Here is a 25,602-nt window from a genome sequence, read left to right as displayed (position 1 = left end):
CATCCCATGCTGAAGAAGTTGTTCCAGTCATTCCGAACTCCCGTGCGTCGTACGCAACACATCCGTAGCACCCCTGAAGTGCTCAACAGCGGTCAACATTCGCTGCAGAAAACGCAATTCAGCCGCTACGCGGTCAATATTGTCGAACGCTTGCAGGGCGCCGGTTACCAGGCCTATCTGGTCGGCGGTTGCGTGCGTGACATGCTTTTGGGTATCACGCCCAAGGATTTCGACGTCGCCACCAGCGCCACGCCTGAGCAAGTCCGCGCCGAATTCCGCAATGCGCGGATCATCGGCCGCCGCTTCAAACTGGTGCATATCCATTTCGGTCGCGAAATCATTGAAGTCGCGACCTTCCGCGCCAATCACCCCGTAAACGAAGACGATGAAGACAGTAATCAGTCTTCGCGTAACGAAAGCGGGCGGATTCTGCGCGACAACGTCTACGGCACCCTGGAAGAAGACGCGCAACGCCGCGACTTCACCATCAACGCCTTGTATTACGATCCGGTCAGCGAGCGCATTCTCGATTACGCCAACGGCGTACACGACATTCGCAATCACCTGATCCGCCTGATTGGCGATCCAAAGCAGCGTTACCAGGAAGACCCGGTACGCATGCTGCGGGCCGTGCGTTTCGCCGCCAAACTCAATTTCGGCATCGAAAAACACACCGTTCAGCCGATCCGCGAACTGGCACCGATGCTGCGCGAGATTCCCTCGGCGCGCCTGTTCGAAGAAGTGCTCAAGCTGTTCCTCTCCGGACACGGTGCGATCACCTTCGAGATGCTGGTCGATCTGCAACTGTTCGCCCCGCTGTTCCCGGCCAGCGCCGACGCACTGGATCACAACCCGGATTACACCCACACGCTGATCAGCGAAGCGCTGACCAACACCGACTTGCGCATCAAGCAGAACAAACCGGTGACCCCGGCGTTCCTGTTTGCCGCAATGCTGTGGCCCGCCCTGCCGGCCCGCGTTCTGCGTCTGCAAGAGCGTGGCATGCCGCCGATTCCGGCGATGCAGGAAGCCGCGCACGAGCTGATCGCTGAACAGTGTCAGCGCATTGCGATTCCAAAGCGCTTCACCATGCCGATCCGCGAGATCTGGGACATGCAGGAGCGCCTGCCACGGCGTAGCGGCAAGCGTGCCGACTTGTTGCTCGACAACCCGCGCTTCCGCGCCGGTTACGACTTCCTGCTGTTGCGTGAAAGCGCTGGCGAGCAGACCGACGGCCTGGGCGAATGGTGGACTGACTATCAGGATGCCAACGACAGCGAACGTCGCGACATGATCCGCGACCTCAGCGGCAAGGGTGACGATGCCAGCGGTGCTCCGCGCAAACGTCGTCGCAGCGGCGGTTCCAAGCGCAAGCGCGCCGGTGCGCCGAGCGCCACAGGCGAGTAAGGCATGGAACGCATCTACATCGGCATGGGCAGCAACCTCGCTGACCCTGCCGAACAATTGCGCAGCGCGGTCGACGCGCTGGGGCAATTGCCGCAGACCGCACTCGTCGGCGTTTCCGCCTTCTATCAAAGCGACTCGCTACTGCCAGGCCAACCGCGTTACACCAACGCGGTCGCCGCGCTCGATAGCGCACTGGCCCCTCTGGATCTGCTCGACGCGCTGCAAGCCATCGAAAACGATCAGGGTCGCGAACGCCTGGAGCGCTGGGGTCCGCGCACGCTGGATCTGGATATTCTGCTGTTCGGTGATCGACTGATCGACGAACCTCGACTGAAAGTCCCGCACTACCAGATTCAGGAACGCGCGTTCGTCCTGTATCCGATGGCTGAACTGGCTCCAGCCGATTTGCTTCTTGCCGATGGCCGTAGCCTCGCCGGTCTGCTGGCCGCCTGCCCGTTCGTCGGCCTCGAACGCCTCCCCCAAGCCTGAAACAAATCCCCCTGTAGGAGCTGCCGCAGGCTGCGATCTTTTGATCTTGCTCTTGTTTTTAAAACCCCAAGGATCAAAAGATCGCAGCCTTCGGCAGCGCCTACATGGATAGCGTGCGACATCGCTATTTTTGTCCGACAAAAATCCTGTGATTCAGCCCCGCCGCGCCGCTGAATCGCATCAGTAACGCCGGTAACACTCCCCTCGTAACAACGCGGTAACACACACAATTGACTTCCGCTTGGCTCCTCACGACTATAGGCGTCCCGCTGCCGCCAACCCGGCACATACGGGCGCAATCCAGGCCTTATAAGCACGACAAAAGACCGTGCGCCTGAGTAGATGAAGAATCACGCGCGTTACTCGCAGTAGTTTCCAGAGCGCCTGAACGAGGATTTTTTACATGCCAGCCATCACCCTGACCACGCTCCAGAGCCTCAAGCAGAAAGGTGAAAAGATCACCATGCTGACCTGCTATGACGCGACTTTCGCCCACGCCTGCAACGAGGCCGGTGTCGAAGTGTTGCTGGTGGGCGACTCACTCGGCATGGTCCTGCAAGGTCACGACAGCACCCTGCCGGTGACCACCGCAGAAATGGCCTATCACACTGCCTGCGTCAAACGCGGCAACCGCGATGCCCTGATCATGGCCGACCTGCCGTTCATGGCTTACGCCACTCTTGAGCAAACCATGACCAACGCCGCCATGCTGATGCAGGCCGGCGCGCACATGATCAAGGTCGAAGGTGCATTGTGGCTGGCCGAGTCGATCCGTCTGCTCGCTGAACGCGGTATCCCGGTCTGCGCGCACATGGGCCTGACCCCGCAAGCGGTGAACATTCTCGGTGGCTATAAAGTGCAGGGCCGCAACGAAAACCAGGCGCGGCAGATGCGTGCCGACGCCATTTCACTGGAACAGGCTGGCGCGGCCATGCTGCTGCTCGAATGCGTACCGAGCGAACTGGCTGCGGAAATCAGTCAGGCAGTGAAGATTCCGGTCATCGGCATCGGCGCTGGTAGCGCCACCGATGGTCAGGTCCTGGTGCTGCACGACATGCTCGGTCTGTCGATCTCCGGCCGCGTACCCAAGTTCGTGAAAAACTTCATGCACGGTCAGGACAGTATCGATTCGGCCCTCAAGGCTTACGTCAGCGAAGTCAAAGCCACCACGTTCCCTGGCATCGAACACGGATTCTCTGCATGAACACCGTCAAAACCGTACGCGAACTGCGCGCTGCTGTAGCCCGCGCCCGTAGCGAAGGCAAGCGCATCGGCTTCGTGCCGACTATGGGCAACCTGCACAGCGGCCACGTCGCGCTGGTGACCAAAGCCACGCAACGCGTGGATTTCGTGGTCGCGAGCATTTTCGTCAACCCGCTGCAGTTCGGCGCCGGCGAAGACCTCGACAAATACCCGCGCACCCTCGCGGCGGATCAGGAAAAACTGCTGGAAGCCGGTTGCTCGCTGCTGTTCGCGCCGACCGTCGAAGAAATGTACCCCGATGGCATGGCCGGGCAGACCCGAGTCAGCGTGCCGCAACTTTCCGAAGGCCTGTGTGGCGCCAGCCGTCCGGGGCATTTCGAAGGTGTGGCGACAGTGGTCAGCAAACTGTTCAACATGGTTCAGCCGGATCTGGCGATCTTCGGTCAGAAGGATTTCCAGCAACTGGCGGTGATCCGCGCGCTGGTGCATGACCTGAACATGCCGATCCAGATCATCGGCGAACCGACAGTCCGCGCTGACGATGGCCTTGCACTGTCGTCGCGCAACGGTTTCCTCAGCGAAGAACAACGCGCCGTAGCCCCGGTCGTCTATCGCACCCTGAGCACGATTGCCGAGTCGATCAAGCAAGGTGAACGGGATTTCCCGGCGCTGATCAGCGCGCAACTGCAGCAGCTCGAAGCCGCTGGCCTGCGCCCGGATTATCTGGAAATCCGCCACGCCGTGACCTTGCGTCCGGCGACGGCTGAAGACCGTGATCTGGTGATTCTGGTGGCAGCGTTCCTCGGCACTACGCGGTTGATCGATAACCTGCACCTGAATCTCGATACGCCGACGTAAGCATCACTGCAATACCCAGTGGGAGCGAGCCTGCTCGCGAAGGCCGTGTGTCATTCAGCCTGGTTGTTGACTGACACACCGCCTTCGCGAGCAGGCTCGCTCCCACATTTGTTTTCGCTCCACTGCTGGTGTGTATTGGCCGTTTGTCGCCTCGTTCCCGGTATCAATGTTAAAAAAGTACAGGGATCGGGTCAGACAAAGTCAAGACAGATTGCAGCGCGAGGTTTACTGTATTCGCCCTGTGTCCAGAAACCGTGACAACGCAGTTGGCCCACGCCCAAACATGGCGTGCAGGCCTGTTCAGTGTTCAAAAGGCCGTTCAAGTAAAAAGGAAAACCGCAGCGATGGCGTATTACCTCAATCCTCAAGACGTTACCGCTCTGCCCGCCTGGCAAGCGTTGAAAGATCACCGCCAAGCCATGCAGGATTTCAGCATGCGCGAAGCCTTTAACGCCGATCCGCAGCGCTTCAATCAGTTCACTCTCAGCAGCTGCGGGCTGTTTCTCGATTATTCGAAGAATTTGATCAACGCCCAGACCCGCGACCTGCTGGTGAACCTGGCCAATGAAGTCGATCTGAAGGGCGCGATCAAAGCGTTGTTCGACGGCGAAATCGTCAATACGTCCGAACAGCGTCCAGCGCTCCACACCGCCCTGCGCCGTCCGGTCGGCGACAAGCTGTCGGTCAACGGCGTCAACGTGATGCCGGAAGTGCACAAGGTGCTGAATCAGATCACCGATCTGGTCGGCCGCATCCACGACGGTCTGTGGCGTGGTTACACCGAGAAGCCGATCACTGACGTGGTCAACATCGGCATCGGTGGCTCGTTCCTCGGCCCTGAGCTGGTGTCCGAAGCCTTGCTGTCCTACGCGCAAAAAGGCGTGCGCTGCCACTACCTGGCAAACATCGACGGCAGCGAGTTCCATGAACTGACACAAAAGCTGCGCGCCGAAACCACGCTGTTCATCGTCTCGTCGAAGTCGTTCAATACCCTCGAAACCCTGAAGAACGCTCAGGCCGCACGCGCCTGGTACCTGGCTCAGGGCGGTTCGGAAGCCGAGCTGTATCGTCACTTCATCGCTGTGTCGAGCAACAACGCCGCGGCCGTGGCGTTTGGCATTCGTGAAGAAAACATCTTCCCGATGTGGGACTGGGTTGGCGGCCGTTACTCGCTGTGGTCGGCCATCGGTTTGCCGATTGCCCTGGCCATCGGCATGTCCAACTTCAAGGAACTGCTGTCCGGTGCCTACACCATGGACCAGCATTTCCAGACCGCGCCGTTCGAACAGAACATGCCAGTGCTGCTGGCGCTGCTCGGCGTGTGGTACGGCAACTTCTGGGGCGCGCAAAGCCACGCGATCCTGCCGTACGACCATTACCTGCGCAACATCACCAAGCACTTGCAGCAACTGGACATGGAATCCAACGGCAAGAGCGTGCGTCAGGACGGTACCCCGGTCTCGACAGATACCGGCCCGGTGATCTGGGGCGGCGTCGGCTGCAACGGTCAGCACGCCTACCACCAGCTGCTGCACCAGGGCAGCCAACTGATCCCGGCCGACTTCATCGTGCCAATCGTCAGCTTCAACCCGGTGGCCGACCACCATCAGTGGCTGTACGCCAACTGCCTGTCGCAGAGCCAGGCGCTGATGCTCGGCAAGACCCTGCCGGAAGCCGAAGCCGAATTGCGCGAAAAGGGCATGAGCGAAGACCAGGTGCAAAAACTTGCTCCGCACAAGGTGATCCCGGGCAACCGTCCGAGCAACACCCTTGTGGTCGAACGCATCAGCCCGCGTCGTCTTGGCGCACTGGTGGCCATGTATGAACACAAAGTGTTCGTGCAAAGCGTGGTCTGGGGCATCAATGCCTTTGACCAGTGGGGCGTGGAACTGGGCAAGGAATTGGGCAAGGGCGTTTACAATCGCCTGGTCGGCAGCGACGAAACCAACGCTGACGATCCGTCTACCCAGGGCTTGATCAACTACTTCCGCGGTCGTCACCGCGGGTGATTTGACTGTGTTGCCCACAGATCCTGCGGGCAACACTTATCCACTGTGGGAGCGAGCCTGCTCGCGAATGCGGTTTGTCATTCAGCATCTTTGTTGACTGACACTCCGCATTCGCGAGCGGGCTCGCTCCCACAGTTGTTTGTGGATGACTTGAACCTGTTGACCGCTCGGCGCATCTTTATTCTTCGCACAACAAGAATAAGGAACCGTCATGTTCGATATCAGCACGTTCCCCCAAGCCGATGCCGTCCGCCGGGCTGCTCAGTTGAGTCAGGACGACTATCAGCGCCTGTACCGCGAATCCATTGAACACCCCAGCAGTTTCTGGGCCGAACAGGCCACACGCTTCCTCGACTGGAGCACACCGTGGCAAACCGTTCAGCGCTACGACCTGAAAACCGGTGAAGCCGCCTGGTTTGCCGGCGGCAAACTGAACGTCAGTTACAACTGCATCGACCGTCACTTAGCACAGCGCGGCGATCAAACCGCCCTGCTCTGGGAAGGCGACGACCCTGCCGAATCGGCGCAAATCACCTACAAAAAACTTCATCACCACGTCTGCCGACTGGCCAACGTGCTGAAAAGCCGTGGCGTGAAGAAAGGCGATCGGGTGTGCATCTACATGCCGATGATTCCCGAGGCGGCTTACGCCATGCTCGCCTGCACCCGAATTGGCGCCGTTCATTCGGTGGTGTTTGGCGGTTTTTCTCCTGACTCCATGCGCGACCGCATCCTTGATGCCGATTGCCGCACCGTAATCACCGCCGATGAAGGCGTGCGCGGTGGCAAATTCGTGCCGCTGAAAAGCAACGTCGACAAAGCCCTGCAAAGTTGCCCGGATGTCAGCACTGTCATCGTGGTCGAGCGTACCCAAGGCAAGGTCGATTGGGTCGAAGGCCGGGACCTTTGGTATCACCAGGCTGTGCGCGACGTCAGCGACGACTGCCCACCGGAACCGATGGACGCCGAAGACCCGCTGTTCATCCTCTATACCTCCGGCAGCACCGGTAAACCCAAAGGCGTGCTGCACACCACCGGCGGCTATCTGCTGCAAGCGGCGATGACCTTCAAATACGTGCTCGATTACCGCGACGGCGAAGTGTTCTGGTGCACGGCCGACGTCGGCTGGGTGACGGGCCACAGCTACATTGTCTACGGGCCACTGGCCAATGGCGCGACCACGCTGATGTTCGAAGGCGTGCCGAGCTATCCGAGCAGCTCGCGCTTCTGGCAGGTCATCGACAAGCACAAGGTCAATATCTTCTACACCGCACCGACGGCACTGCGCGCGTTGATGCGCGAAGGTGCCGAACCGTTGAAGGAAACTTCCCGACAGAGCCTCAGATTACTCGGCAGCGTCGGTGAGCCGATCAACCCGGAAGCGTGGGAATGGTATTTCAACGTGGTCGGCGAACAACGCTGCCCCATCGTCGATACCTGGTGGCAGACCGAGACCGGCGGCATCATGCTCAGCCCCTTGGTCAGTGCGCAGCGGATCAAGCCGGGCTGCGCCACGCAACCGATGTTCGGCGTGCAGCCGGTGCTTCTCGATGAACACGGCAAAGAGATCAAAGGCGCCGGCAGCGGCGTGCTCGCCATAAAGTCAAGCTGGCCGGGGCAGATCCGCAGTGTCTACGGCGACCCGCAACGGATGGTCGATACCTACTTCAAGCCCTACCCCGGCTACTACTTCACCGGCGACGGCGCCCGCCGCGACGAGGACGGCGATTACTGGATCACCGGACGTATCGACGATGTGATCAACGTTTCCGGCCATCGTATCGGCACCGCCGAAGTGGAAAGCGCGCTGGTGCTGCACAACAGCATCGCCGAGGCGGCGGTGGTCGGTTATCCACATGACGTCAAAGGTCAGGGCATTTACGCCTTCGTCACACCGATGAACGGCACCGAGCCCAGCGATGAACTGAAAAAAGAACTGTTGGCCCACGTCAGCAAGGAGATCGGCAGCTTCGCCAAACCGGATCTGATCCAGTGGGCGCCGGCCTTGCCGAAAACCCGCTCAGGCAAGATCATGCGGCGCATATTGCGCAAGATCGCCTGCAACGAACTCGACAGCCTCGGTGACACTTCGACCCTGGCCGATCCGAGCGTGGTGCAAGGCCTGATCGACACGCGCCTCAATCAGTAACCCTTGCGGGCGCGGCCAACCGAGCGCGCCCCACTCCCTCACTGAGTGCTCATGGAATTCATCCGCAGTCGTATCGAAAACCAACTCATGAGCCTGACCGGTCTGTCCCTCGGCCAGCTCGATCTGGAAAATCCCAAGGGCGACCCGGGGCTGTTTGGCCCCGACTCGGTCAGTTGGCAGGTGCACGGCGACTTCAGCAGCATGTTGATCGGCGGCATCAGTGCGCTATTGCTGCAGGCGCTGCATCCACTGGCGCTGGCCGGGGTCTGGGACCACTCGAACTTTCGTGAAGACATGCTCGGACGTTTGCGCCGCACCAGTCAGTTTGTCTCCGGCACCACTTTCGGTTCACGCCGCGACGCCGACTGGTTGATCGAGAAGGTCCGCACCATTCACCTGCAAGTCGTCGGCACGGCGCCAGATGGCCGGCCTTATGCGGCCAGCGATCCGGATTTGCTGACGTGGGTGCATGTGGCGGAAGTCAGTAATTTTCTCGCGGCGCATCTGCGTTATCGCAATCCACAGTTGTCATTGGCCGATCAGGACCGGTATTACGCAGAAATCGCCGTGGTCGCCGAGCGCCTCGGCGCCCGGGATGTGCCGAAATCGCGGCAGGCCGTGGCGGATTATCTGCAACGCATGCGCCCGCAGTTGCTCTGCGATGAGCGCAGCCGCGAAGTCCTGCGCCTGCTGCTCGAAGCCCCGGCCCCCAGCCTGATGGCGCGGCCATTTGGCGATCTGATGATGAAGGCCGGCATCGATCTGTTGCCAGACTGGGCCAGCGACATGCTCGACGCCCAACAGAATCCGCTGCAACGCCAACTGATCCGCGCCAGCGTCAAGCGCAGCGCGCCGATGCTGCGCTGGGCGATGCGCAATGGCTCGGTGCAACGGGCAAAGCGGCGGATGGGGCTGCTTCGCTGACGCTCAGAGCTGCAAGTTTTGAGCTTGAGGCTTGAAGCTTAGAGCTTGCAGCTCAGTAACTGTTAAACTCCCGCGCCCCAATTCTCTCCAGCAAGGCGCCCGCATGTCTTCCTTGAATCAGGCGCTGCGCGCCGCCCTCGATCAACGTCAGGACTTGCTCTCTGTACTGCACAGCCAGGGCACCGATTGCTATCGCCTGTTCCATGGCAGCCAGGAAGGCGCCGGCGGCCTGACCATCGACCGTTACGGCCCGCAATTGCTGGTGCAAAGTTTTCACCAGACGCTGGAGCGTGACGATCTGCTGCAACTGCACGCCATCGTCAACCAGACCCTGGGCCTGGAGACTTTGCTGGTTTACAACGACCGCTCCCGCGGCAACTCGCGTATCGACCGCGAAGACCACGTCTACCGTGCTGACGACGCCGCACTGGTGGATCTGGTCGGTCACGAATGGGGCCTCAATTACCGTGTACGCGGACGCCATGCCGGGCAGGATCCGCTGCTGTTCCTCGACCTGCGCAACACCCGCGGCTGGGTCAAGGATCACGCCAAAGGCAAAAGCGTGCTCAACCTGTTCGCCTACACCTGCGGCGTTGGCCTGAGTGCCGCGGCCGGTGGCGCCAGTGAAGTGTGCAACCTCGATTTTGCCGAAGGCAACCTCGCCGTTGGTCGCGAAAACGGTTTGCTCAATCCGCAGTTGCCGGAAATGGAGTTCGTCCAGTCCGACTACTTTCCGGCCATCCGCCAACTGGCCGGTCTGCCCATCAGTCAACGACGCGGGCAGAAACTGCCGAGCTATCAGCGCCTGGAACAGCGCCAGTACGATCTGGTACTGCTCGATCCGCCGGCCTGGGCCAAGAGCGCGTTCGGCACCGTCGACCTGCTGCGCGACTATCAAAGCCTGCTCAAACCGGCCCTGCTGACCACAGCCCACAACGGCGTGCTGATCTGCTGCAACAACCTGGCGAAAGTCAGCATGGACGACTGGCGCGAACAGGTCCTGCGCTGCGCCGAGAAGGCCGGGCGCCCGGTGCGCGAATGGAGCGTGATGACCCCGGGCGCGGATTTTCCGTCGCTGGACCAACAGCCGCCGTTGAAAACCCTGATCCTGCAACTCTGATCACATTGCTTTGCGGCGAACAACCTGTGGGAGCTGGCTTGCCAGCGATAGCGGTGGACCAGGCGACATCTATGTCGAATGATCGGCCGTCATCGCTGGCAAGCCAGCTCCCACAGTGTTTTATGTTTTCCGAAGAATCTGAACAATCCTGTTCTACACCAGGTACTTCGGAACCAGAATCGCGTGCCATACTCCAAGGCACTCCGTTTCCGACAGATGAAGCCGCACATGCCCAAAGGATTGATTCGCGCGATTGGCGCACTGTTGACCGCTCTGGCCCTCTACAGCTTGCTCGGGTTTCTGATTTTACCGGGCATCGCGTTGCGTGTTGCCAACCAGCAACTGGCCAACTACGCGACGGTGCCTGCGCATATCCAGCGCATCGAACTCAATCCGTTCAGCCTTGAAGTCACCTTGTGGGGCCTGGTCATCGGCGAGCCCGGCAAAGAACAGGTCGGTTTTGAACGCCTGTACGCCGACCTGCAACTCGATAGCCTGTGGACGAAAGCAGTCCATCTGTCCAACATCGAACTGGACAAACCGAAGACCGAAATCCTCTTCGCCAAAGACGGCAAGCTCAACCTGCTCGGTCTGTTCAACATACCTGCCAGTGAACCGACACCCGCCGATCCCGATGCCAAACCGTTTCCTCTGCGCATCGACCAGATCAAACTCGCCAACGGTGTCGTGCACTTTGAGGATGTGCGCCCGAGCGAACCCATCGAATTCCTCTACGACGATCTCAACTTCGAGCTGAAAAATCTCAGCACTCTGCCCGAAGACAGCGCCGACATGACGCTGGTCGCGATCGGTCCCAACGGTGGCCGAATCGACTGGAGCGGCAATTTCAGCCTGATCCCGATCACCTCCGAAGGCACGCTGAAAATCACCGACGGCAATATGAAAGCGTTTTGGCCTTACGTGCGAGACGCGGTGCCCCTGGTTCTTGAAAACGGCGTGATGAACCTCAGCACCGAATACAAACTCAATCTGTCGAAACAAACCGAGCTACAACTGAACAACATTGCACTGAGCATCGCGCCGTTCGCGATCAAGGCACCCGACGGGCGCCCACTGGCGAAACTTGAACGCCTTGATGTCAGCGAGACCTCGGTGGACCTGGCGAAACAGCAAGTGGTGGTTGGCAAGATTCGTAGCCAGAAACTGGAAACCTGGGCCGCCCTTGAGGCTGACGGGCAACTGGACTGGCAGAAACTGTTCGCCAGCCAGCCTTCGAAACCCGCCGCCAAAGCCGCCGCCGAACCGGCCAGCACGCCTGCGACCGCCGACTCGCCAAAACCTGAACCGAGCGCGCAGGACAAGCCATGGCAAGTACTGCTCAAAGATGTGCAGCTGCGCAACTACACCGTCCATCTGGCTGACCGGTCGGCCAATCCACCGGTGACACTGGATGTCACCCCGCTGAACGTCGACCTGCAGGATTTTGACAGCCTCAACGGATCACCCTTCAAGCTCAAACTCGATACCGGGTTAGGCAAGCAGGGCAAGATCCTCGCCGATGGCACGGTCAATCTGGCGCCGGTCAACGCCCAGCTCAACGTTAAAACCCAGGACATCGACCTGCGTGTTGCGCAGTCCTACATCAATCCGTTCATTCGTCTCGAGTTGCGCAGCGGCATGCTCGGCAGTGACCTCAAGGTCAACCTTAAAAGCACCGAACCGCTGGCGCTTAGCGTGACCGGCCGCGCGCAGATCGATCAACTGCACACCCTCGACACCCTGAAAACCCGCGACTTCCTCAAGTGGCAGCAAGTCGTTGTGGAAGGCTTGAACTATCAGCATGGCGACAGCCTGTCGATCGACAAGGTCAACCTGTTACAGCCGTACGTGCGCTTCATGATCAACGATGACCGCACCACCAACATCGATGATCTGCTGATTCCGCAGCCTGCCGACAGCGGCACGACAACCGCCGCTGCCAAACCGGCCAGCAAAGACAAACCATTGGGCATTCACATCGGCGGTATCGCCATCAACGACGGCTCGGCCAACTTCGCCGACTTCAGCCTGACGCCGAATTTCGCCACCGCCGTCCAGCAACTCAACGGCCAGATCGGCACCATCGACAGTCGACAGTCGAAACCGGCCACTGTCGACATCAAAGGCAAGGTTGACCGCTATGCACCGGTGACCATCAAGGGCGCGGTCAATCCTTTCGACCCGATGGCCAGCCTCGACATCACCACCAGTTTCAAACGGGTCGAGCTGACCACCCTGACACCCTACTCCGGCAAATTCGCCGGATACCGCATCCGCAAGGGCCGGCTCAACCTCGACCTGCATTACCTGATCACCAAGGGCCAACTGAAGGCCGAGAACAAAGTGGTGGTCGAGCAATTGCAGCTGGGTGAGAGAGTCGACAGTCCGGACGCGACAAGCCTGCCGTTGAAACTGGCGATCGCGTTGCTCAAGGACGTCGACGGCAAAATCTCCATCGAGTTACCCGTAACGGGCGACTTGAACAATCCGCAATTCAGCGTGATGCCGATTGTCTGGCAGACACTGCGCAATCTGATCGTCAAAGCCGCTGCGGCACCATTCAAAATGATTGGCGGTTTGGTCAGCGGTGGCGGCTCCCAGGATCTCGGCACGGTGTCCTTCGCGCCGGGCTCCAGCGAGTTGAACAAGGATGCCGAGGGGGCGCTGATCAAGCTGTCCCAGGCACTCAAGGAGCGTCCGGCCCTGCGCCTGGAAATCGAGGGCGTCGCCGCCAAAAGCAGCGACGGCCCATTGCTTGCCGAACAGCGTCTGGAACGTGAATACCAATACAACTACTACAAGATGCTCCAGCGCCGCGGCGATAAAGTCCCGGCTCAGGCATCCTTGATTGACGTGCCGGACAGCGAGAAAGGCCCACTGCTCGAAGGCATCTATCGCACTCGTCTGAAGACTCAGCCGCCGGCCGAATGGAAGGATCTGGGCAAGGAAGAACGCACAGCGAAAATGCGCGAAGGCGTAATCCAGTTCTGGAGTTCCAGCGATGTGCTGCTGCGTCAGTTGGGCCAGGACCGTGCCAGCAGCATCAAGGATTTCCTGGTGGACAAGGGCCAACTGGCTGACGACCGCGTGTACTTCATCGACACCAATCTGGGCGAGGCTGAAAGCGACGGTAGGGTGGTGACGCAAATGCACCTGGATGCCGAATGACCCATCGTAAATGGCTGGCGGCAATGGCACTGACATTCGTTGCTGGCCAGGCGTCAGCCTCCGATACGTTGCGTTGCGGCAGCCAACTGATCAGCCTTGGCGACCGCGCAAGCGAGGTGCTGAACAAGTGTGGCGAGCCCGTGAGCCGCGATGTACTGGGTTACAAGCGCAGCGCCAATCGGCGGGAAGAGTTTCAGATCGAGGAATGGACCTACGGCCCGAACAACGGCATGTATCAATACCTGCGCTTTGAAGGCAATCGTCTGAAGCAGATCAATAGCAAACGCGGTAACTGACCCGACACCAAACTCATGTGGGAGCGAGCTTGCTCGCGAATGCAACGCGTCAGTCGACATCTTCGTCGGCTGACGGAGCACTTCGCGAGCAGGCTCGCTCCCACATTGTTTGTTGCGTGCCAAATAAAACGGGCCCCGACACAAAGTGTCGGGGCCCGTAATGATCACATCCGTGTGATCGTTCGCATGAACTCTAAAGTTGCGGCAGACGTATTGCTCGGCCCGTCTGTCGCCCCTTCTCCCGGTCCAGGCGAGAAGTCATGCCTTACTCGGCTTTCAGGCCGTCAGCGGAAACCGCTTTAACGCCTTTGATTTTCTTGGCGATGGCAACAGCTACGTCTTTCTGCGATTCGGTTACAGCAGTAGTCGACGACAGCGACACAACGCCTTTGTTGGTTTCTACTTTGATGTCGGTACCTGGAATGCCTTTTTCGGTGACCAGGTCAGCTTTGACCTTAGTGGTGATCCAGGTATCGGAAGTATCTTGTTTCATCTCGGTGACTTCACCGGCTGCCAGAGTCATTGGAGCCTGAGTAGCCTGAGCCGATTGTGCGAATGCACCGGAAGCCATGGTCAGGGTCAGCGCGGTTGCAGCAGCGGCAGTGATAGCGAACTTCTTCATACGAGTAACTCCTGTTTTTCTGGAAAGTCTGCTGGATGTCTTGTCAGCAGGGTTACCGTAGATATTGCGAACGCTGTGCCAACTTTTCAGATGACATAAAAACCTTATAAATCAATAACTTACAAATAAGACAAATTTCCGGATTCATGCAAAATGCATGACTGGTTGAATATTCACATGCAAGTTGCGGCTTTTTGAAAAGTTCCTAAGGCGCTGAAATTATTGAAGCTTTTGTGAAGCGCTGCGCAATGAAAAATGCCCCGCATTGCGGGGCACTTAACCAAAAAACAATGAAAGCCTTATGTACCGCTAGCAGTACAGCCTTTTGGCGAATAGTCAGGTGCAACGGTAGTGCCGCAAGTCCAGAGACCCGCGCCGGTGCCAGAGGACCGAGTGAGCGTGATGGTTTTGTCCAACACTGGGCCTGGCGCATTTTTGATCGTACAAACGATAGTCCCGGCACCCGAAGAAGCGGTGCCCGACGCGGTCACCGAACAGTTTGAGGTAGTAACCGTCGCACTGCCCGCCACGTTAGTCAGTGTGGGATCAGTACCTTGGTTAATGACGTCCTCGAATGGCACTTTCATCGCACTGATCTCTGCCAGCCCCGCCGTCACCTTGGATCGCGCTTGGTATTTCGAATACTGCGGCAGGGCGATAGTCGCCAGAATCCCGATGATCGCCACAACGATCAGCAGCTCGATCAGCGTAAAACCTTGTTGTTTTTTCATAGAAACGCTCCATGCATGAGTCGAAATCTCATGATCTGAGAAGAGCAGAGCATAGCGCATGCCAAGCGCCTGAAAGCCCTGCTCACAAAGCGCGAGCAGCGCTCTACGCAGTTTCCTACAGCCCGCAACCGCACTATCTGACACTTTTTGTCACCTGCACCGACCGTGTTTGGCGCTGTCACTTGACTAGGCTATAAGTCATGAACTGCAAGCGTGCGGAATCCCCATGAATGACATCGCTCTGAGCGGTCTGGCCAAGCAATTGGTGCAGGCCGAACTGCTCACGGAAGAAAGTGCCCAGCAGGCCTGGCAACAGGCCCAGCGCAATCGGCTGTCGCTGGTCAGCTATCTGGTGCAGAACAAACTGGTAAAGAGCGCACAGGTCGCCGAGATCGCCTCCGAGCACTTCGGCATGGCGTTCCTCGACCTTAATTGCCTGGACAAGGAAACCCAGCCCAAAGGCCTGGTCAGTGAAAAACTGGTGCGCCAGCATCATGCCCTGCCCTTGTGGCGGCGCGGCAACAAGCTGTTCGTGGGAATTTCCGACCCGAGCAATCATCAGGCAATCAACGACATCCAGTTCAGCACCGGGTTGAGCACCGAAGCCATCCTGGTGGAGGACGACAAGCTCAGCGATGCCATCGAAAAATTCTTCGACACTCACGGCACCGGTCTCGAAGACATGGCCGACGTCGATCTCGACGGCCTCGATGTCGAATCGATCGACGACAACAAGCAGGACGCCATCGGCGGACAAGACGCCGACGATGCGCCGGTGGTGCGTTTCGTCCACAAGATGCTGCTCGATGCGATCAAAAGCGGCTCCTCCGACCTGCATTTCGAGCCTTACGAAAAAAACTACCGGGTACGGGTGCGCACCGACGGCATTCTGCGCGAGGTGGCCAAGCCGCCGATCCAACTGGCCGGGCGCATCGCCGCACGTTTGAAAGTCATGGCCAGCCTCGACATCTCCGAACGGCGCAAACCGCAGGACGGGCGGATCAAGATGCGCCTGTCCAAAAGCAAGTCGATCGACTTCCGGGTCAATACCCTGCCGACCCTGTGGGGCGAGAAAGTGGTGATCCGGATTCTCGATCCCTCCAGCGCGCAAATGGGCATCGACGCCCTCGGCTATGAGCCTGAGCAGAAAGACCTGTATTTGGCAGCCCTCAAGCAGCCACAAGGGATGATTCTGGTCACCGGCCCCACTGGCTCGGGCAAAACGGTGTCGCTGTACACCGGGCTGAATATTCTCAACACGGTCGACATCAACATATCCACCGCCGAAGACCCGGTGGAGATCAATATGGAAGGCATCAACCAGGTCAACGTCAACCCCAGGCAGGGGCTCGACTTTGCCCAGGCCTTGCGCTCGTTTCTGCGTCAGGATCCGGACGTGATCATGGTCGGCGAGATCCGCGATCTGGAAACCGCCGAGATCGCGATCAAGGCTGCGCAGACCGGCCACCTCGTGCTTTCGACACTGCACACCAACAGCGCCGCGGAAACCCTGACGCGACTGCATAACATGGGCATCCCCGGCTTCAACATCGCCACTTCGGTCAGCCTGATCATCGCCCAGCGGCTGGCGCGCAAGTTGTGCAGCCACTGCAAGAGAGCCATCGAGATTCCGCGCGAAACCTTGATCAAGGAAGGTTTCCCCGAGGAACGCATCGGCAGTTTCACGATCTACGAGCCAGTCGGTTGCGATCACTGCAATGGCGGTTACAAGGGACGCGTGGGGATTTATGAAGTGGTGAAGAACACAGCAGACCTGCAACGACTGATCATGGCCGAGGGCAACTCGCTGGAAATCGACATCCAGATGCGCCGCGACGGCTTCGACGACCTGCGTACCTCAGGCCTGCGCAAGGCCATGCAAGGCATTACCAGCCTGGAAGAAATCAACCGGGTCACCAAGGACTGAACATGGCGGTCAAGGCAGCGAAAATCAGCGTCTACGCCTGGGAAGGCACGGACAGGAAAGGCAGCAAACTCAGCGGTGAATTAAGCGGGCAGAACCCGGCACTGATCAAGGCTCAACTGCGCAAGCAAGGGATCAATCCGGGCAAGGTGCGTAAAAAAACTGCCTCGCTTTTTAGCTTCGGCAAACGCATCAAGCCCCGGGACATCGCCCTGTTCACGCGGCAGATGGCGACCATGATGAAGGCTGGCGTGCCGCTGCTGCAGTCGTTCGACATCATCGGTGAGGGCTTCGAAAACCCGGCCATGCGCAAACTGGTCGACGAGGTGAAACAGGAGATCGCCGCCGGTAACAGTTTCGCCAACGCCCTGCGCAAGAAGCCGCAGTATTTCGATGAGTTGTATTGCAACCTCGTGGATGCCGGCGAACAGTCCGGCGCCCTCGACACGTTGCTGGAACGGGTCGCGACCTACAAGGAAAAAAGCGAAGCCCTAAAGGCCAAAATCAAGAAAGCCATGACTTACCCCACCGCCGTGGTGCTGGTTGCAGCCGTGGTGACCGGGATTCTGCTGGTGAAAGTGGTGCCGCAATTCGAGTCGGTTTTTTCCGGTTTTGGCGCCGAGTTGCCGGCCTTCACCCTGCTGGTCATCAGCCTCTCGGAATTCATGCAGCAATGGTGGTGGGCGATACTCGTTGCGCTGGTGGCCGCTTTTTTCGGCACCCGCCGTGCGCTGAAAACATCCCAGGCCATGCGCGATCGCAAAGACACCTGGCTATTGAAGCTGCCGTTGGTGGGCACGCTGATGTACAAATCTGCCGTTGCACGCTTCGCCCGGACCCTGTCGACCACATTTGCTGCCGGCGTGCTTTTGGTGGAAGCGCTCGACTCGGTGGCCGGCGCCACGGGCAACGTGGTGTTCAAGCGCGCGGTATTGCGCATCCGCCAGGATGTTTCCACGGGCATGCAGCTGAATTTTTCCATGCGCACCACCGGGGTTTTTCCCAACATGGCGGTGCAGATGACCGCCATCGGCGAAGAGTCCGGCGCGCTGGACGAAATGCTCGACAAGGTCGCCGGGTTTTACGAGGACGAAGTGGATAACATGGTCGACAACCTCACCAGCCTCATGGAGCCGTTCATCATGGTCGTCCTGGGGGTGATCGTCGGCGGTCTGGTGGTGGCGATGTACCTGCCGATCTTCCAACTCGGCTCAGCGATCTGACATGCCTATCGACGAACTCTTTGCCGTTTACCCACTGGCCTTCGTATGCACGGCGTTGCTGCTCGGTCTTATCGTCGGCAGCTTTCTCAATGTGCTGGTCTGGCGCCTGCCGAAAATGCTCGAGCGCGATTGGCGCCAGCAGGCGCAGGACGTGCTCGGTCTGCCCGGCGAAACGCCGCTGCCGACCTACAACCTGATGCTGCCGCACTCCGAGTGTCCGCACTGCGCACATCGAATTCGTGCGTGGGAAAACATCCCGCTGCTCAGTTATCTGTGCCTGCGCGGACGCTGCTCCGCGTGTGCAGCGCCGATCAGCAAACGCTATCCGCTGACCGAACTGAGTTGTGGACTGCTTTCGGCGTTTATCGCCTGGCAGGTGGGTTTTGGCTGGCCGGCCTGTCTGTTGATCTTCCTTACCTGGGGCTTGCTGGCGATGAGTCTGATCGACACCGAGCATCGATTGCTGCCCGATGTGCTGGTGCTGCCGTTGTTGTGGCTGGGGCTGATCGTCAACAGTTTCGGGCTGTTCGTGCCGCTGCACGATGCAATGTGGGGCGCGGTGGCCGGTTACATGGCGCTGTGGTCAGTGTTCTGGCTGTTCAAACTGCTGACCGGCAAGGACGGCATCGGTCACGGTGATTTCAAGCTGCTGGCGCTGCTCGGCGCCTGGGGTGGCTGGCAGATTCTGCCGCTGACGATCCTGATGTCTTCGCTGGTGGGAGCGATTCTCGGGGTGATTTTGCTGCGTGTGCGCGAGCAGAAAACCTCGACGCCGATCCCCTTCGGCCCCTATCTGGCAATTGCCGGCTGGATTGCCTTGCTCTGGGGTGGTCAAATAACCGACTTCTATTGGCAGTTTGTCGGTTTGAAATGAATACCCCTGTGGAAAAACCCTGGATTCTCGGCCTGACCGGCGGCATCGGCAGCGGCAAAAGCGCCGCGGCCCAGCACTTCATCGACCTTGGCGTCCATGTGGTCGACGCTGATCACGCAGCACGCTGGGTGGTCGAACCGGGTCGCCCGGCGCTGGCCAGGATTGCCGAGCACTTCGGCGCCGGCGTGTTACAGGCTGACGGCACGCTGGATCGCGCCGCCCTGCGCAAGCTGATCTTCGAAGTCCCGGAGCAGCGCCGCTGGCTCGAAGCCCTGCTGCATCCGTTGATCGCCGAGGAAATCGCCCATCATCTGGCGCTGGCAAAATCGCCCTATGCGATTCTGGTTTCGCCACTGTTGATCGAATCCGGGCAATACGCGATGACCCAGCGAATCCTGGTGATCGACGCTCCGCAACAACTGCAGATCGAACGCACCTTGCAGCGTGACCAGACCAGCGAACAGCAGGTTCAGGCGATCCTCAAGGCCCAGTCGAGCCGTGAAGACCGCGTGAGCCGTGCCGACGACGTGGTGGTCAACGACCGCGACCTCGCCTGGCTGCACAGCGAGGTCGAGCGCCTGCATGACTTTTACCTGACTTTAAGTGGAGGCCAATCATGAGCCAGATCCCGACCGTAGAATGCCCAACGTGTGGCGCCCCCGTGGAATTCACTCCGGATAACAAATTCCGGCCGTTCTGCTCCGATCGCTGCAAACTGATCGACTTGGGCGCCTGGGCCTCGGAAGAGCACAAGATCCCGGTCGCACCGGACGCCGAGGATGAACTGTTTTCCGGCGATTTCGATCCGCGCCACTGATCCCTTCAGGGCCGCATGAAGCCGTAGTCCTGATCGTCGTCGAGGTTTTCCGCCAGAAAGCGCAACTCGTCGGCCAGGTCTTCGGCGTTGCGCACGGTCTTGCTCTGTTGCACCACCGCACTGAGCAAGGCGCGCAGGCTCAACCCCGGATCGAACCCCACCTCTTGCGCCATCTCCAGACTCTTGCGGGTTTCCTGCCGCGCCCACTCGTAAACACTCATGCTGCCGCTCCTGAACGAATTTGGCCGAGCATGAAATGCCGCGCGCGTGGCGGGTTTGATGTGGATCAAGACTTGGGATCGTCGTCCTTCCAGGGTGCCGAAAGGTAGCGCGTGCGATTGAACGTCTCCAGCCATTCCGGGCTGAACACCACCAGTGCGCTGACCACCATGCCGTTGATGAACGCCTCGGGGAATATGATCAGCCACAGGTAGCCGATAAAGTCTTCCAGCCATTCGGGCATGGCAAACAGGCCGTCGTACCAGAGCAATGTCAGGCTCAGCAGCAGACACAACAGCGCCGACAGCGCGGCGGCGAGAAACCCGGAGCAGAAGATGTACACAAAGGGATTGCGAGGCTGGGCGCGCTCGACGAGGATCGCCACGCACTCGGTAACCAGCACCGGCAGCAGAATAAACAGTGCACCGTTGACCCCCAGTGCCGCGAGATCCTGGCGCCCGAGCAGCACCAGGCCAACTTGCGCCACCAGCCCGCCGAGAACCGCCAGCGGCCAGTCGAGCAGCAATGTCACCGCCGTCATGCCGATGAAGTGATAAGCCACCCCGGTATCGAAATCGCGGCGCACCAGCCACAACAGAAACAGCGCGAACACCGTGCCGAACAACAGATGCTGGCGACGGCTATCACTGAACAACTCGACCCAAGGAGCACGAACAATCGCCCAGAACAGCACCGGCAGATAGATCAGCCATCCGAGCGTCAGACTTGTGGATGACAGCAATTCGGCGCCGATCATAGGTGATCCTTCGCTGACGCCTGGCGCCGCGCCAGCCAAAGATCGAGCAGCAACACTGTTATATTTTTCACGCGGTTCTCCCGTCGAGGCAGATCTCAGTCTATACCGCCGTTTGCGACTCGCCGTATCACGCTTCTGCGCGTGGCGCGCAGAGAATCCGGAGGAGAGAAAAAGTTACGAAAACTTTACGGGACGAGACAACAGGCCCGCCGATACTTCGCGGCGCTAACAAAAAGGCGTTACATATGTCCATTGCGGTATTACGACTCATCAGCTTCATTCTGGGAATTATTCTGATCACGCTGGCGGTGAGCATGCTGATACCCATGCTGACGCTGGTGATCCATGATCGCAAAGATGATATGTCGGCCTTCCTGTGGTCGAGCTTGATCACAGCGCTGTGCGGGCTGGTGATGATTAACAAGGGTCGTCCCGAGAACGTTCAGTTACGTCCTCGCGATATGTACATGCTGACGACCGCCAGTTGGGTGGTTGTGTGCATATTCGCCGCACTGCCTATGGTGCTTATCCAGCACATCAGCTACACCGATGCGTTTTTTGAAACGATGTCAGGCATCACCACAACTGGATCGACCATCCTTACCGGGCTGGACACAGCATCTCCAGGATTGCTGATCTGGCGATCGATGCTGCATTGGCTGGGGGGGATCGGCTTCATCGGCATGGCGGTGGCTATCCTGCCATTACTGCGGGTCGGGGGCATGCGGCTATTCAAGACCGAATCGTCCGACTGGTCGGAGAAGGTCACGCCGCGCTCCCATGTCGCCGCCAAATATATTCTGGGGCTTTATGTCGGGCTTACCGGTCTTGCTACGCTGGCCCTGTGGATAGCAGGGATGACGCCGTTCGAAGCCATCAACCATTCAATGTCATTGATTTCCACGGGAGGATTTTCAACCTCCGATGCCTCGCTGGCACATTGGACACAACCGTCCATTCATTGGGTGGCGGTCGCTACCATGATTCTGGGCAGCCTCCCTTTCACGCTGTACGTGAGCACGCTTCGCGGTAATAAACGGGCCTTGTTCAAGGATCATCAGGTACGCGGGTTCATTGGCTTTTTGCTCATTACCTGGGTGCTGGTCGGTACCTGGTTGTGCTTGCACAGCGATTACGGCTGGTGGGAAGCGTTTCGGATCGTGGCGGTCAACGTGACATCGGTGGTCACTACAACCGGCGTAGCACTGGGGGATTACACGTTATGGGGCAGTTTTGCCGTGTTGCTGTTCTTCTATCTGACCTTTGTCGGGGGCTGCTCCGGTTCCACCGCTGGCGGTCTTAAAATATTCCGCTTTCAGGTGGCTGGCACGCTGCTAATGGGCAGTCTGAATCAATTGATCCATCCTCGCGCCGTGATCCGAAAAAAATACAACAAACACCCCATCGACGAGGACATCGCCCGTTCGCTGCTGACGTTTTCATTCTTTTTCACCATCACTATCGGGGTGATCGCCATGGGTTTGGCGCTCATCGGCCTGGACTGGACAACTGCATTGAGTGGCGCGGCTACCGCCGTCTGCAACGTCGGGCCTGGCGTTGGCTCGATCATTGGGCCGGCGGGAAACTTTTCCACATTGCCCGATGCTGCCAAATGGCTGCTGACTGTCGGCATGCTTTTGGGAAGACTGGAGATCCTCACTGTCCTGGTGCTGCTCACACCGGTCTTCTGGAAATACTAGTCTCGACAACCAATTGAGATTTATTGCCTAGACTCCTCTTGTCCACCGTGCAAACGCTTTTGAGTCATGAGCCGCACGAGAACTAAAACAAGAGGAACATCTCAATGCTTAAATCATTGCGCAACGCAGTCGTCTGCGCACTTGCGCTGGGCGTATCGGGCCTGGCGCTGGCGGCCGATCCAATCGTTATCAAGTTTTCCCATGTAGTCGCCGAGCAAACGCCCAAGGGCCAAGGCGCCCTGCTATTCAAGAAACTCGTCGAAGAACGCCTGAAGGACAAGGTCAAGGTTGAGGTCTACCCGAACTCTTCATTGTTTGGCGACGGCAAGGAAATGGAGGCGCTGCTGTTGGGCGATGTGCAACTCATTGCCCCGTCGCTGGCAAAGTTCGAACAATACACACCGAAATTGCAGCTATTCGACTTGCCGTTCCTGTTCAACGACATCTCGGCCGTCGACCGTTTCCAGCGCAGCCCTCAAGGCCAGGAACTGCTCAAGTCGATGGAAAGCAAGAACATCACAGGCCTGGCTTATTGGCACAACGGCATGAAGCAGTTGTCCGCCAACAAGAAGCTGGTTGTACCGGGCGATGCCCGGGGTCTGAAATTCCGTGTACAGGCGTCGGCCGTACTAGATGAACAATTCAAAGCAGTGAAAGCCAACCCGCGCAAGTTGAGCTTCGCCGAGGTGTATCAGAGCTTGCAGACCGGTGTCGTGAATGGTGCGGAAAACCCTTACTCGAACATCTTCAGTCAGAAAATGCACGAGGTGCAGAAGTTCATCACCGAATCCGACCATGGCTTGCTCGATTACATGCTGATCACCAATACCAAGTTCTGGAATGGCTTGCCGCCGGATGTGAGAACCGAACTGGACAAAATAATCGTCGAGGTTACCGCCCAGGTGAACAAAGACGCCGAGAAGCTCAACCAGGACGCCAAACAGCATATCGTCGACGCCAAAACCACTGAAATCATCCTGCTGACTCCGGAACAACGTGGCGAGTGGCGTGAAAAAATGAAGCCGGTCTGGGCGAAGTTCGAAGGTGCTATCGGCGCCGACCTGATCAAGGCCGCCGACGCCTCAAACCAGGCTCAGTAAATCTGCCCGCATGTGCCACCTCAAAAGGGCGGCACCTGTTTCATTGTCGTCACTCGATCGGGAGCAGCCACTCATGAATGCCTTGCGGCGCATCTGGGACCACTTCGAGGAAGGCTTCATTGTTTTCCTGTTGGCGGCAATGACGCTGGTGACGTTCGTTTACGTCATCCTGAACAACCTCTATAGCGTTTTCTACAGCTTCGCTGAGCAATGGCAAGGCGCAAGTGAACCGTTATTCGCGATTGGCGACAGCATCATGGGGATGGCCCAGGCCATGACGTGGAGCATCGCGTTGACCAAAGCCCTGTTTGCCTGGCTGATCTTTTTTGGCTTGTCCTATGGCGTGCGCACTGCCGGGCATATCGGCGTCGATGCCTTGGTGAAGCTGGCCAGCAAACCGGCTCAGCGCATCATCGCCATCATTGCCTGCCTGTGCTGTCTCGCCTATGCGGGGCTGCTCAGTGTCAGCAGTTTCGAATGGATTCAGACGTTGTTCATCGCCGGTATCGGCGCCGAGGATCTCGGTCACTACGGCATCATGCAGTGGCACATCGGGCTGATCGTGCCTGTCGGTTTCGCTCTGGTGTTCATTCGCTTTGCCGAAATCCTCGTGCGCATTGTGCAACACCGTCAAACCGGTCTGGGCCTGGCCGATGAAGCCGCAGATGCGATGAAACTGACCGAGCATGAGGATGACAAGAAATGACCATTCTGTTCCTCTTCGTCGCCCTGTTCGTGCTGATGTTCATCGGCGTGCCGATCGCCATTTCCCTGGGTTTGGCCGGTTCGATGACGATCATTCTGTTCAGCCCCGACTCCGTGCGCTCACTGGCCATCAAGTTATTCGAGACATCCGAGCACTACACGTTACTGGCGATCCCGTTCTTTTTGCTGGCCGGCGCGTTCATGACCACGGGCGGCGTCGCGCGACGCCTGATCGACTTTGCCAATGCGTGTGTCGGTCATATTCGCGGCGGTCTGGCCATCGCAGCCGTCCTCGCGTGCATGTTGTTCGCCGCGCTGTCCGGCTCGAGCCCTGCAACGGTCGCGGCCGTGGGTTCCATCGCAATTGCGGGCATGGTCCGCTCCGGTTATCCACAGGCGTTCGGTGCCGGCATCGTGTGCAATGCCGGTACGCTGGGCATTCTCATTCCACCCTCCATCGTCATGGTCGTATATGCCGCTGCGACGGAGACCTCGGTCGGCAAGCTGTTCATGGCCGGGGTCATACCGGGTTTGCTGCTGGGTACCGCGCTGATGGTGGCTATCTATGTCGTCGCCGTCAGGAAAAACCTGCCCGCCATGCCACGTGCCACCGTTCGTGAATGGTTTACGGCAGCACGCAAAGCCATCTGGGGCCTGTTGCTGATGGTCATCATCCTGGGCGGCATCTACTCAGGAATGTTCACCCCGACCGAGGCGGCGGCAGTCGCGGCGGTCTACTCGGCATTCATTGCACTGTTCGTCTACAAGGACATGACGTTCCGTGAGACACCGAAAGTGCTGCTGGAATCCGCCAAGCTAAGCATCATGCTGATGTTCATCATCGCCAATGCCATGCTGTTCGCTCATGTGCTGACCACCGAGCAAATTCCGCAACAGATCACCGCCTGGGTCATCGGCGCGGGGCTGACGCCGGTGACGTTCCTGCTGGTGGTGAACATCGTATTACTGGTGGCGGGGGCGTTCATGGAGCCTTCGGCAATCATCCTGATCCTGGCGCCGATCCTGTTTCCGATTGCCGTGCAGTTGGGGATCGACCCGATCCACCTGGGCATCATCATGGTGGTGAACCTGGAGATCGGGCTGATTACTCCGCCCGTGGGGCTGAACCTGTTCGTCACGTCGGCGGTGACAGGCATGTCGCTGGGTGCCACCATCCGTGCGGCGATGCCTTGGCTGATTATCCTGTTACTGTTCCTGATATTGATAACCTATGTACCGTGGATTTCGCTGGCCCTGCCAAACTGGCTGGCGATGACGTAACCGGGAAGAGTTTTCCTGGCCACTAC

Annotated in this window: 23 protein-coding genes; 19 read left to right on the top strand and 4 right to left on the bottom strand. The window is 58.8% G+C overall.

Annotated elements, in window-relative coordinates:
* Nucleotides 1-6: 6 nt before the first annotated feature.
* The 10 genes from AB4P92_RS20500 (at nucleotide 7) to AB4P92_RS20455 (ending at nucleotide 13,623) form a co-directional block, all read left to right on the top strand.
* A complete protein-coding gene (locus AB4P92_RS20500; protein ID WP_042561099.1) occupies nucleotides 7-1,407 on the top strand; it encodes a polynucleotide adenylyltransferase PcnB in 1,401 nt (466 codons plus the stop codon).
* A 3-nt stretch (nucleotides 1,408-1,410) separates the two neighbouring features.
* Entirely contained in the window at nucleotides 1,411-1,896 is a 486-nt protein-coding gene (gene folK, locus AB4P92_RS20495) for a 2-amino-4-hydroxy-6-hydroxymethyldihydropteridine diphosphokinase (RefSeq protein WP_115146570.1), read from the top strand.
* A 403-nt stretch (nucleotides 1,897-2,299) separates the two neighbouring features.
* Nucleotides 2,300-3,100, top strand: coding sequence for a 3-methyl-2-oxobutanoate hydroxymethyltransferase (gene panB, locus AB4P92_RS20490; protein ID WP_047303260.1), 801 nt, complete (start codon nucleotides 2,300-2,302; stop codon nucleotides 3,098-3,100).
* The gene (panC, locus tag AB4P92_RS20485; protein ID WP_395598069.1) at nucleotides 3,097-3,957 is read left to right on the top strand and encodes a pantoate--beta-alanine ligase; all 861 of its coding nucleotides are present in this window, start codon (nucleotides 3,097-3,099) and stop codon (nucleotides 3,955-3,957) included. The genes panB and panC overlap by 4 nt, the downstream gene beginning before the upstream one ends.
* A gap of 344 nt (nucleotides 3,958-4,301) precedes the next feature.
* Entirely contained in the window at nucleotides 4,302-5,966 is a 1,665-nt protein-coding gene (gene pgi, locus AB4P92_RS20480; protein WP_395598068.1) for a glucose-6-phosphate isomerase, read from the top strand.
* A gap of 211 nt (nucleotides 5,967-6,177) precedes the next feature.
* Nucleotides 6,178-8,115 carry an acetate--CoA ligase gene (acs, locus tag AB4P92_RS20475; protein WP_042561104.1) on the top strand — a complete coding sequence of 646 codons (1,938 nt, stop codon included), beginning with the start codon at nucleotides 6,178-6,180 and terminating at the stop codon, nucleotides 8,113-8,115.
* A 51-nt stretch (nucleotides 8,116-8,166) separates the two neighbouring features.
* Nucleotides 8,167-9,039 (top strand): oxygenase MpaB family protein, encoded by an 873-nt coding sequence (locus AB4P92_RS20470; RefSeq protein ID WP_395598067.1) that lies wholly within the window; start codon nucleotides 8,167-8,169, stop codon nucleotides 9,037-9,039.
* A gap of 103 nt (nucleotides 9,040-9,142) precedes the next feature.
* Entirely contained in the window at nucleotides 9,143-10,159 is a 1,017-nt protein-coding gene (locus AB4P92_RS20465) for a class I SAM-dependent rRNA methyltransferase (RefSeq protein ID WP_395598066.1), read from the top strand.
* Between the two features lie 216 nt (nucleotides 10,160-10,375).
* Nucleotides 10,376-13,327 (top strand): DUF748 domain-containing protein, encoded by a 2,952-nt coding sequence (locus AB4P92_RS20460; RefSeq protein WP_395599685.1) that lies wholly within the window; start codon nucleotides 10,376-10,378, stop codon nucleotides 13,325-13,327.
* Nucleotides 13,324-13,623, top strand: coding sequence for a DUF2845 domain-containing protein (locus AB4P92_RS20455; RefSeq protein WP_395598065.1), 300 nt, complete (start codon nucleotides 13,324-13,326; stop codon nucleotides 13,621-13,623). The genes AB4P92_RS20460 and AB4P92_RS20455 overlap by 4 nt, the downstream gene beginning before the upstream one ends.
* A 265-nt stretch (nucleotides 13,624-13,888) precedes the next feature.
* Here the strand turns inward: AB4P92_RS20455 and AB4P92_RS20450 are convergent, their stop codons facing one another.
* Together AB4P92_RS20450 and AB4P92_RS20445 are read right to left on the bottom strand one after the other, a co-directional pair.
* Nucleotides 13,889-14,245 (bottom strand): BON domain-containing protein, encoded by a 357-nt coding sequence (locus tag AB4P92_RS20450; protein ID WP_042561109.1) that lies wholly within the window; start codon nucleotides 14,243-14,245, stop codon nucleotides 13,889-13,891.
* Nucleotides 14,246-14,544: 299 nt separating this feature from the next.
* A complete protein-coding gene (locus AB4P92_RS20445) occupies nucleotides 14,545-14,976 on the bottom strand; it encodes a pilin (protein WP_042561110.1) in 432 nt (143 codons plus the stop codon).
* A 226-nt stretch (nucleotides 14,977-15,202) separates the two neighbouring features.
* On the opposite strand from AB4P92_RS20445, the gene pilB reads away from it, so the two are divergent.
* From pilB to yacG, 5 genes are read left to right on the top strand one after another with little or no spacing between them, the layout of a single operon-like run.
* Complete coding sequence (gene pilB / locus AB4P92_RS20440; protein WP_395598064.1) at nucleotides 15,203-16,903, top strand: type IV-A pilus assembly ATPase PilB; 1,701 nt, start codon at nucleotides 15,203-15,205, stop codon at nucleotides 16,901-16,903.
* 2 nt (nucleotides 16,904-16,905) lie between these two features.
* Nucleotides 16,906-18,123 carry a type II secretion system F family protein gene (locus tag AB4P92_RS20435; RefSeq protein ID WP_395598063.1) on the top strand — a complete coding sequence of 406 codons (1,218 nt, stop codon included), beginning with the start codon at nucleotides 16,906-16,908 and terminating at the stop codon, nucleotides 18,121-18,123.
* A 1-nt stretch (nucleotide 18,124) separates the two neighbouring features.
* Nucleotides 18,125-18,997, top strand: coding sequence for a prepilin peptidase (locus AB4P92_RS20430; protein ID WP_395598062.1), 873 nt, complete (start codon nucleotides 18,125-18,127; stop codon nucleotides 18,995-18,997).
* Complete coding sequence (gene coaE, locus AB4P92_RS20425; RefSeq protein WP_150597110.1) at nucleotides 18,994-19,617, top strand: dephospho-CoA kinase; 624 nt, start codon at nucleotides 18,994-18,996, stop codon at nucleotides 19,615-19,617. Before AB4P92_RS20430 ends, coaE begins: the two co-directional genes overlap by 4 nt.
* Entirely contained in the window at nucleotides 19,614-19,814 is a 201-nt protein-coding gene (gene yacG, locus AB4P92_RS20420; protein WP_042561115.1) for a DNA gyrase inhibitor YacG, read from the top strand. The genes coaE and yacG overlap by 4 nt, the downstream gene beginning before the upstream one ends.
* 5 nt (nucleotides 19,815-19,819) lie before the next feature.
* Here the strand turns inward: yacG and AB4P92_RS20415 are convergent, their stop codons facing one another.
* Together AB4P92_RS20415 and AB4P92_RS20410 are read right to left on the bottom strand one after the other, a co-directional pair.
* On the bottom strand, nucleotides 19,820-20,035 hold the full coding sequence (locus tag AB4P92_RS20415; RefSeq protein ID WP_042561116.1) for a hypothetical protein: 216 nt from the start codon (nucleotides 20,033-20,035) through the stop codon (nucleotides 19,820-19,822).
* Nucleotides 20,036-20,100: 65 nt separating this feature from the next.
* The gene (locus AB4P92_RS20410) at nucleotides 20,101-20,790 is read right to left on the bottom strand and encodes an energy-coupling factor ABC transporter permease (protein ID WP_395598061.1); all 690 of its coding nucleotides are present in this window, start codon (nucleotides 20,788-20,790) and stop codon (nucleotides 20,101-20,103) included.
* 245 nt (nucleotides 20,791-21,035) lie between these two features.
* Between AB4P92_RS20410 and AB4P92_RS20405 the strand changes: the two genes are divergently transcribed.
* The 4 genes from AB4P92_RS20405 to dctM all read left to right on the top strand — a co-directional run bounded on the left by AB4P92_RS20405 (nucleotide 21,036) and on the right by dctM (nucleotide 25,576).
* Entirely contained in the window at nucleotides 21,036-22,490 is a 1,455-nt protein-coding gene (locus tag AB4P92_RS20405; protein ID WP_042561118.1) for a TrkH family potassium uptake protein, read from the top strand.
* Between the two features lie 104 nt (nucleotides 22,491-22,594).
* Nucleotides 22,595-23,590, top strand: a complete 996-nt coding sequence (locus AB4P92_RS20400; protein WP_150597108.1) for a TRAP transporter substrate-binding protein — start codon at nucleotides 22,595-22,597, stop codon at nucleotides 23,588-23,590.
* 73 nt (nucleotides 23,591-23,663) lie between these two features.
* Nucleotides 23,664-24,296: a TRAP transporter small permease gene (locus tag AB4P92_RS20395; protein WP_042561120.1), complete on the top strand. Its 633-nt coding sequence runs from the start codon at nucleotides 23,664-23,666 to the stop codon at nucleotides 24,294-24,296.
* Complete coding sequence (gene dctM / locus AB4P92_RS20390; protein ID WP_261736619.1) at nucleotides 24,293-25,576, top strand: C4-dicarboxylate TRAP transporter large permease protein DctM; 1,284 nt, start codon at nucleotides 24,293-24,295, stop codon at nucleotides 25,574-25,576. The genes AB4P92_RS20395 and dctM overlap by 4 nt, the downstream gene beginning before the upstream one ends.
* The last annotated feature ends 26 nt before the right edge of the window (nucleotides 25,577-25,602 follow it).

This window comes from Pseudomonas sp. A0308 (assembly GCF_044218815.1).
GTDB classification, from domain to species: domain Bacteria; phylum Pseudomonadota; class Gammaproteobacteria; order Pseudomonadales; family Pseudomonadaceae; genus Aquipseudomonas; species Aquipseudomonas iridis.
Note: the sequence above shows the minus strand (reverse complement) of the source record. Positions and strands in the feature narration are given on the sequence as shown.

Coding starts and splice junctions, on each gene's coding strand:
- dctM (WP_261736619.1), top strand. CDS start 24,293: ATGACCATTCTGTTCCTCTTCGTCGCCCTGTTCGTGCTGATGTTCATC.
- AB4P92_RS20430 (WP_395598062.1), top strand. CDS start 18,125: ATGCCTATCGACGAACTCTTTGCCGTTTACCCACTGGCCTTCGTATGC.
- AB4P92_RS20400 (WP_150597108.1), top strand. CDS start 22,595: ATGCTTAAATCATTGCGCAACGCAGTCGTCTGCGCACTTGCGCTGGGC.
- panC (WP_395598069.1), top strand. CDS start 3,097: ATGAACACCGTCAAAACCGTACGCGAACTGCGCGCTGCTGTAGCCCGC.
- AB4P92_RS20450 (WP_042561109.1), bottom strand. CDS start 14,245: ATGAAGAAGTTCGCTATCACTGCCGCTGCTGCAACCGCGCTGACCCTG.
- folK (WP_115146570.1), top strand. CDS start 1,411: ATGGAACGCATCTACATCGGCATGGGCAGCAACCTCGCTGACCCTGCC.
- pilB (WP_395598064.1), top strand. CDS start 15,203: ATGAATGACATCGCTCTGAGCGGTCTGGCCAAGCAATTGGTGCAGGCC.
- AB4P92_RS20445 (WP_042561110.1), bottom strand. CDS start 14,976: ATGAAAAAACAACAAGGTTTTACGCTGATCGAGCTGCTGATCGTTGTG.
- AB4P92_RS20460 (WP_395599685.1), top strand. CDS start 10,376: ATGAAGCCGCACATGCCCAAAGGATTGATTCGCGCGATTGGCGCACTG.
- coaE (WP_150597110.1), top strand. CDS start 18,994: ATGAATACCCCTGTGGAAAAACCCTGGATTCTCGGCCTGACCGGCGGC.
- acs (WP_042561104.1), top strand. CDS start 6,178: ATGTTCGATATCAGCACGTTCCCCCAAGCCGATGCCGTCCGCCGGGCT.
- AB4P92_RS20500 (WP_042561099.1), top strand. CDS start 7: ATGCTGAAGAAGTTGTTCCAGTCATTCCGAACTCCCGTGCGTCGTACG.
- AB4P92_RS20415 (WP_042561116.1), bottom strand. CDS start 20,035: ATGAGTGTTTACGAGTGGGCGCGGCAGGAAACCCGCAAGAGTCTGGAG.
- AB4P92_RS20455 (WP_395598065.1), top strand. CDS start 13,324: ATGACCCATCGTAAATGGCTGGCGGCAATGGCACTGACATTCGTTGCT.
- panB (WP_047303260.1), top strand. CDS start 2,300: ATGCCAGCCATCACCCTGACCACGCTCCAGAGCCTCAAGCAGAAAGGT.
- AB4P92_RS20395 (WP_042561120.1), top strand. CDS start 23,664: ATGAATGCCTTGCGGCGCATCTGGGACCACTTCGAGGAAGGCTTCATT.
- AB4P92_RS20470 (WP_395598067.1), top strand. CDS start 8,167: ATGGAATTCATCCGCAGTCGTATCGAAAACCAACTCATGAGCCTGACC.
- AB4P92_RS20465 (WP_395598066.1), top strand. CDS start 9,143: ATGTCTTCCTTGAATCAGGCGCTGCGCGCCGCCCTCGATCAACGTCAG.
- AB4P92_RS20410 (WP_395598061.1), bottom strand. CDS start 20,790: ATGATCGGCGCCGAATTGCTGTCATCCACAAGTCTGACGCTCGGATGG.
- AB4P92_RS20405 (WP_042561118.1), top strand. CDS start 21,036: ATGTCCATTGCGGTATTACGACTCATCAGCTTCATTCTGGGAATTATT.
- yacG (WP_042561115.1), top strand. CDS start 19,614: ATGAGCCAGATCCCGACCGTAGAATGCCCAACGTGTGGCGCCCCCGTG.
- AB4P92_RS20435 (WP_395598063.1), top strand. CDS start 16,906: ATGGCGGTCAAGGCAGCGAAAATCAGCGTCTACGCCTGGGAAGGCACG.
- pgi (WP_395598068.1), top strand. CDS start 4,302: ATGGCGTATTACCTCAATCCTCAAGACGTTACCGCTCTGCCCGCCTGG.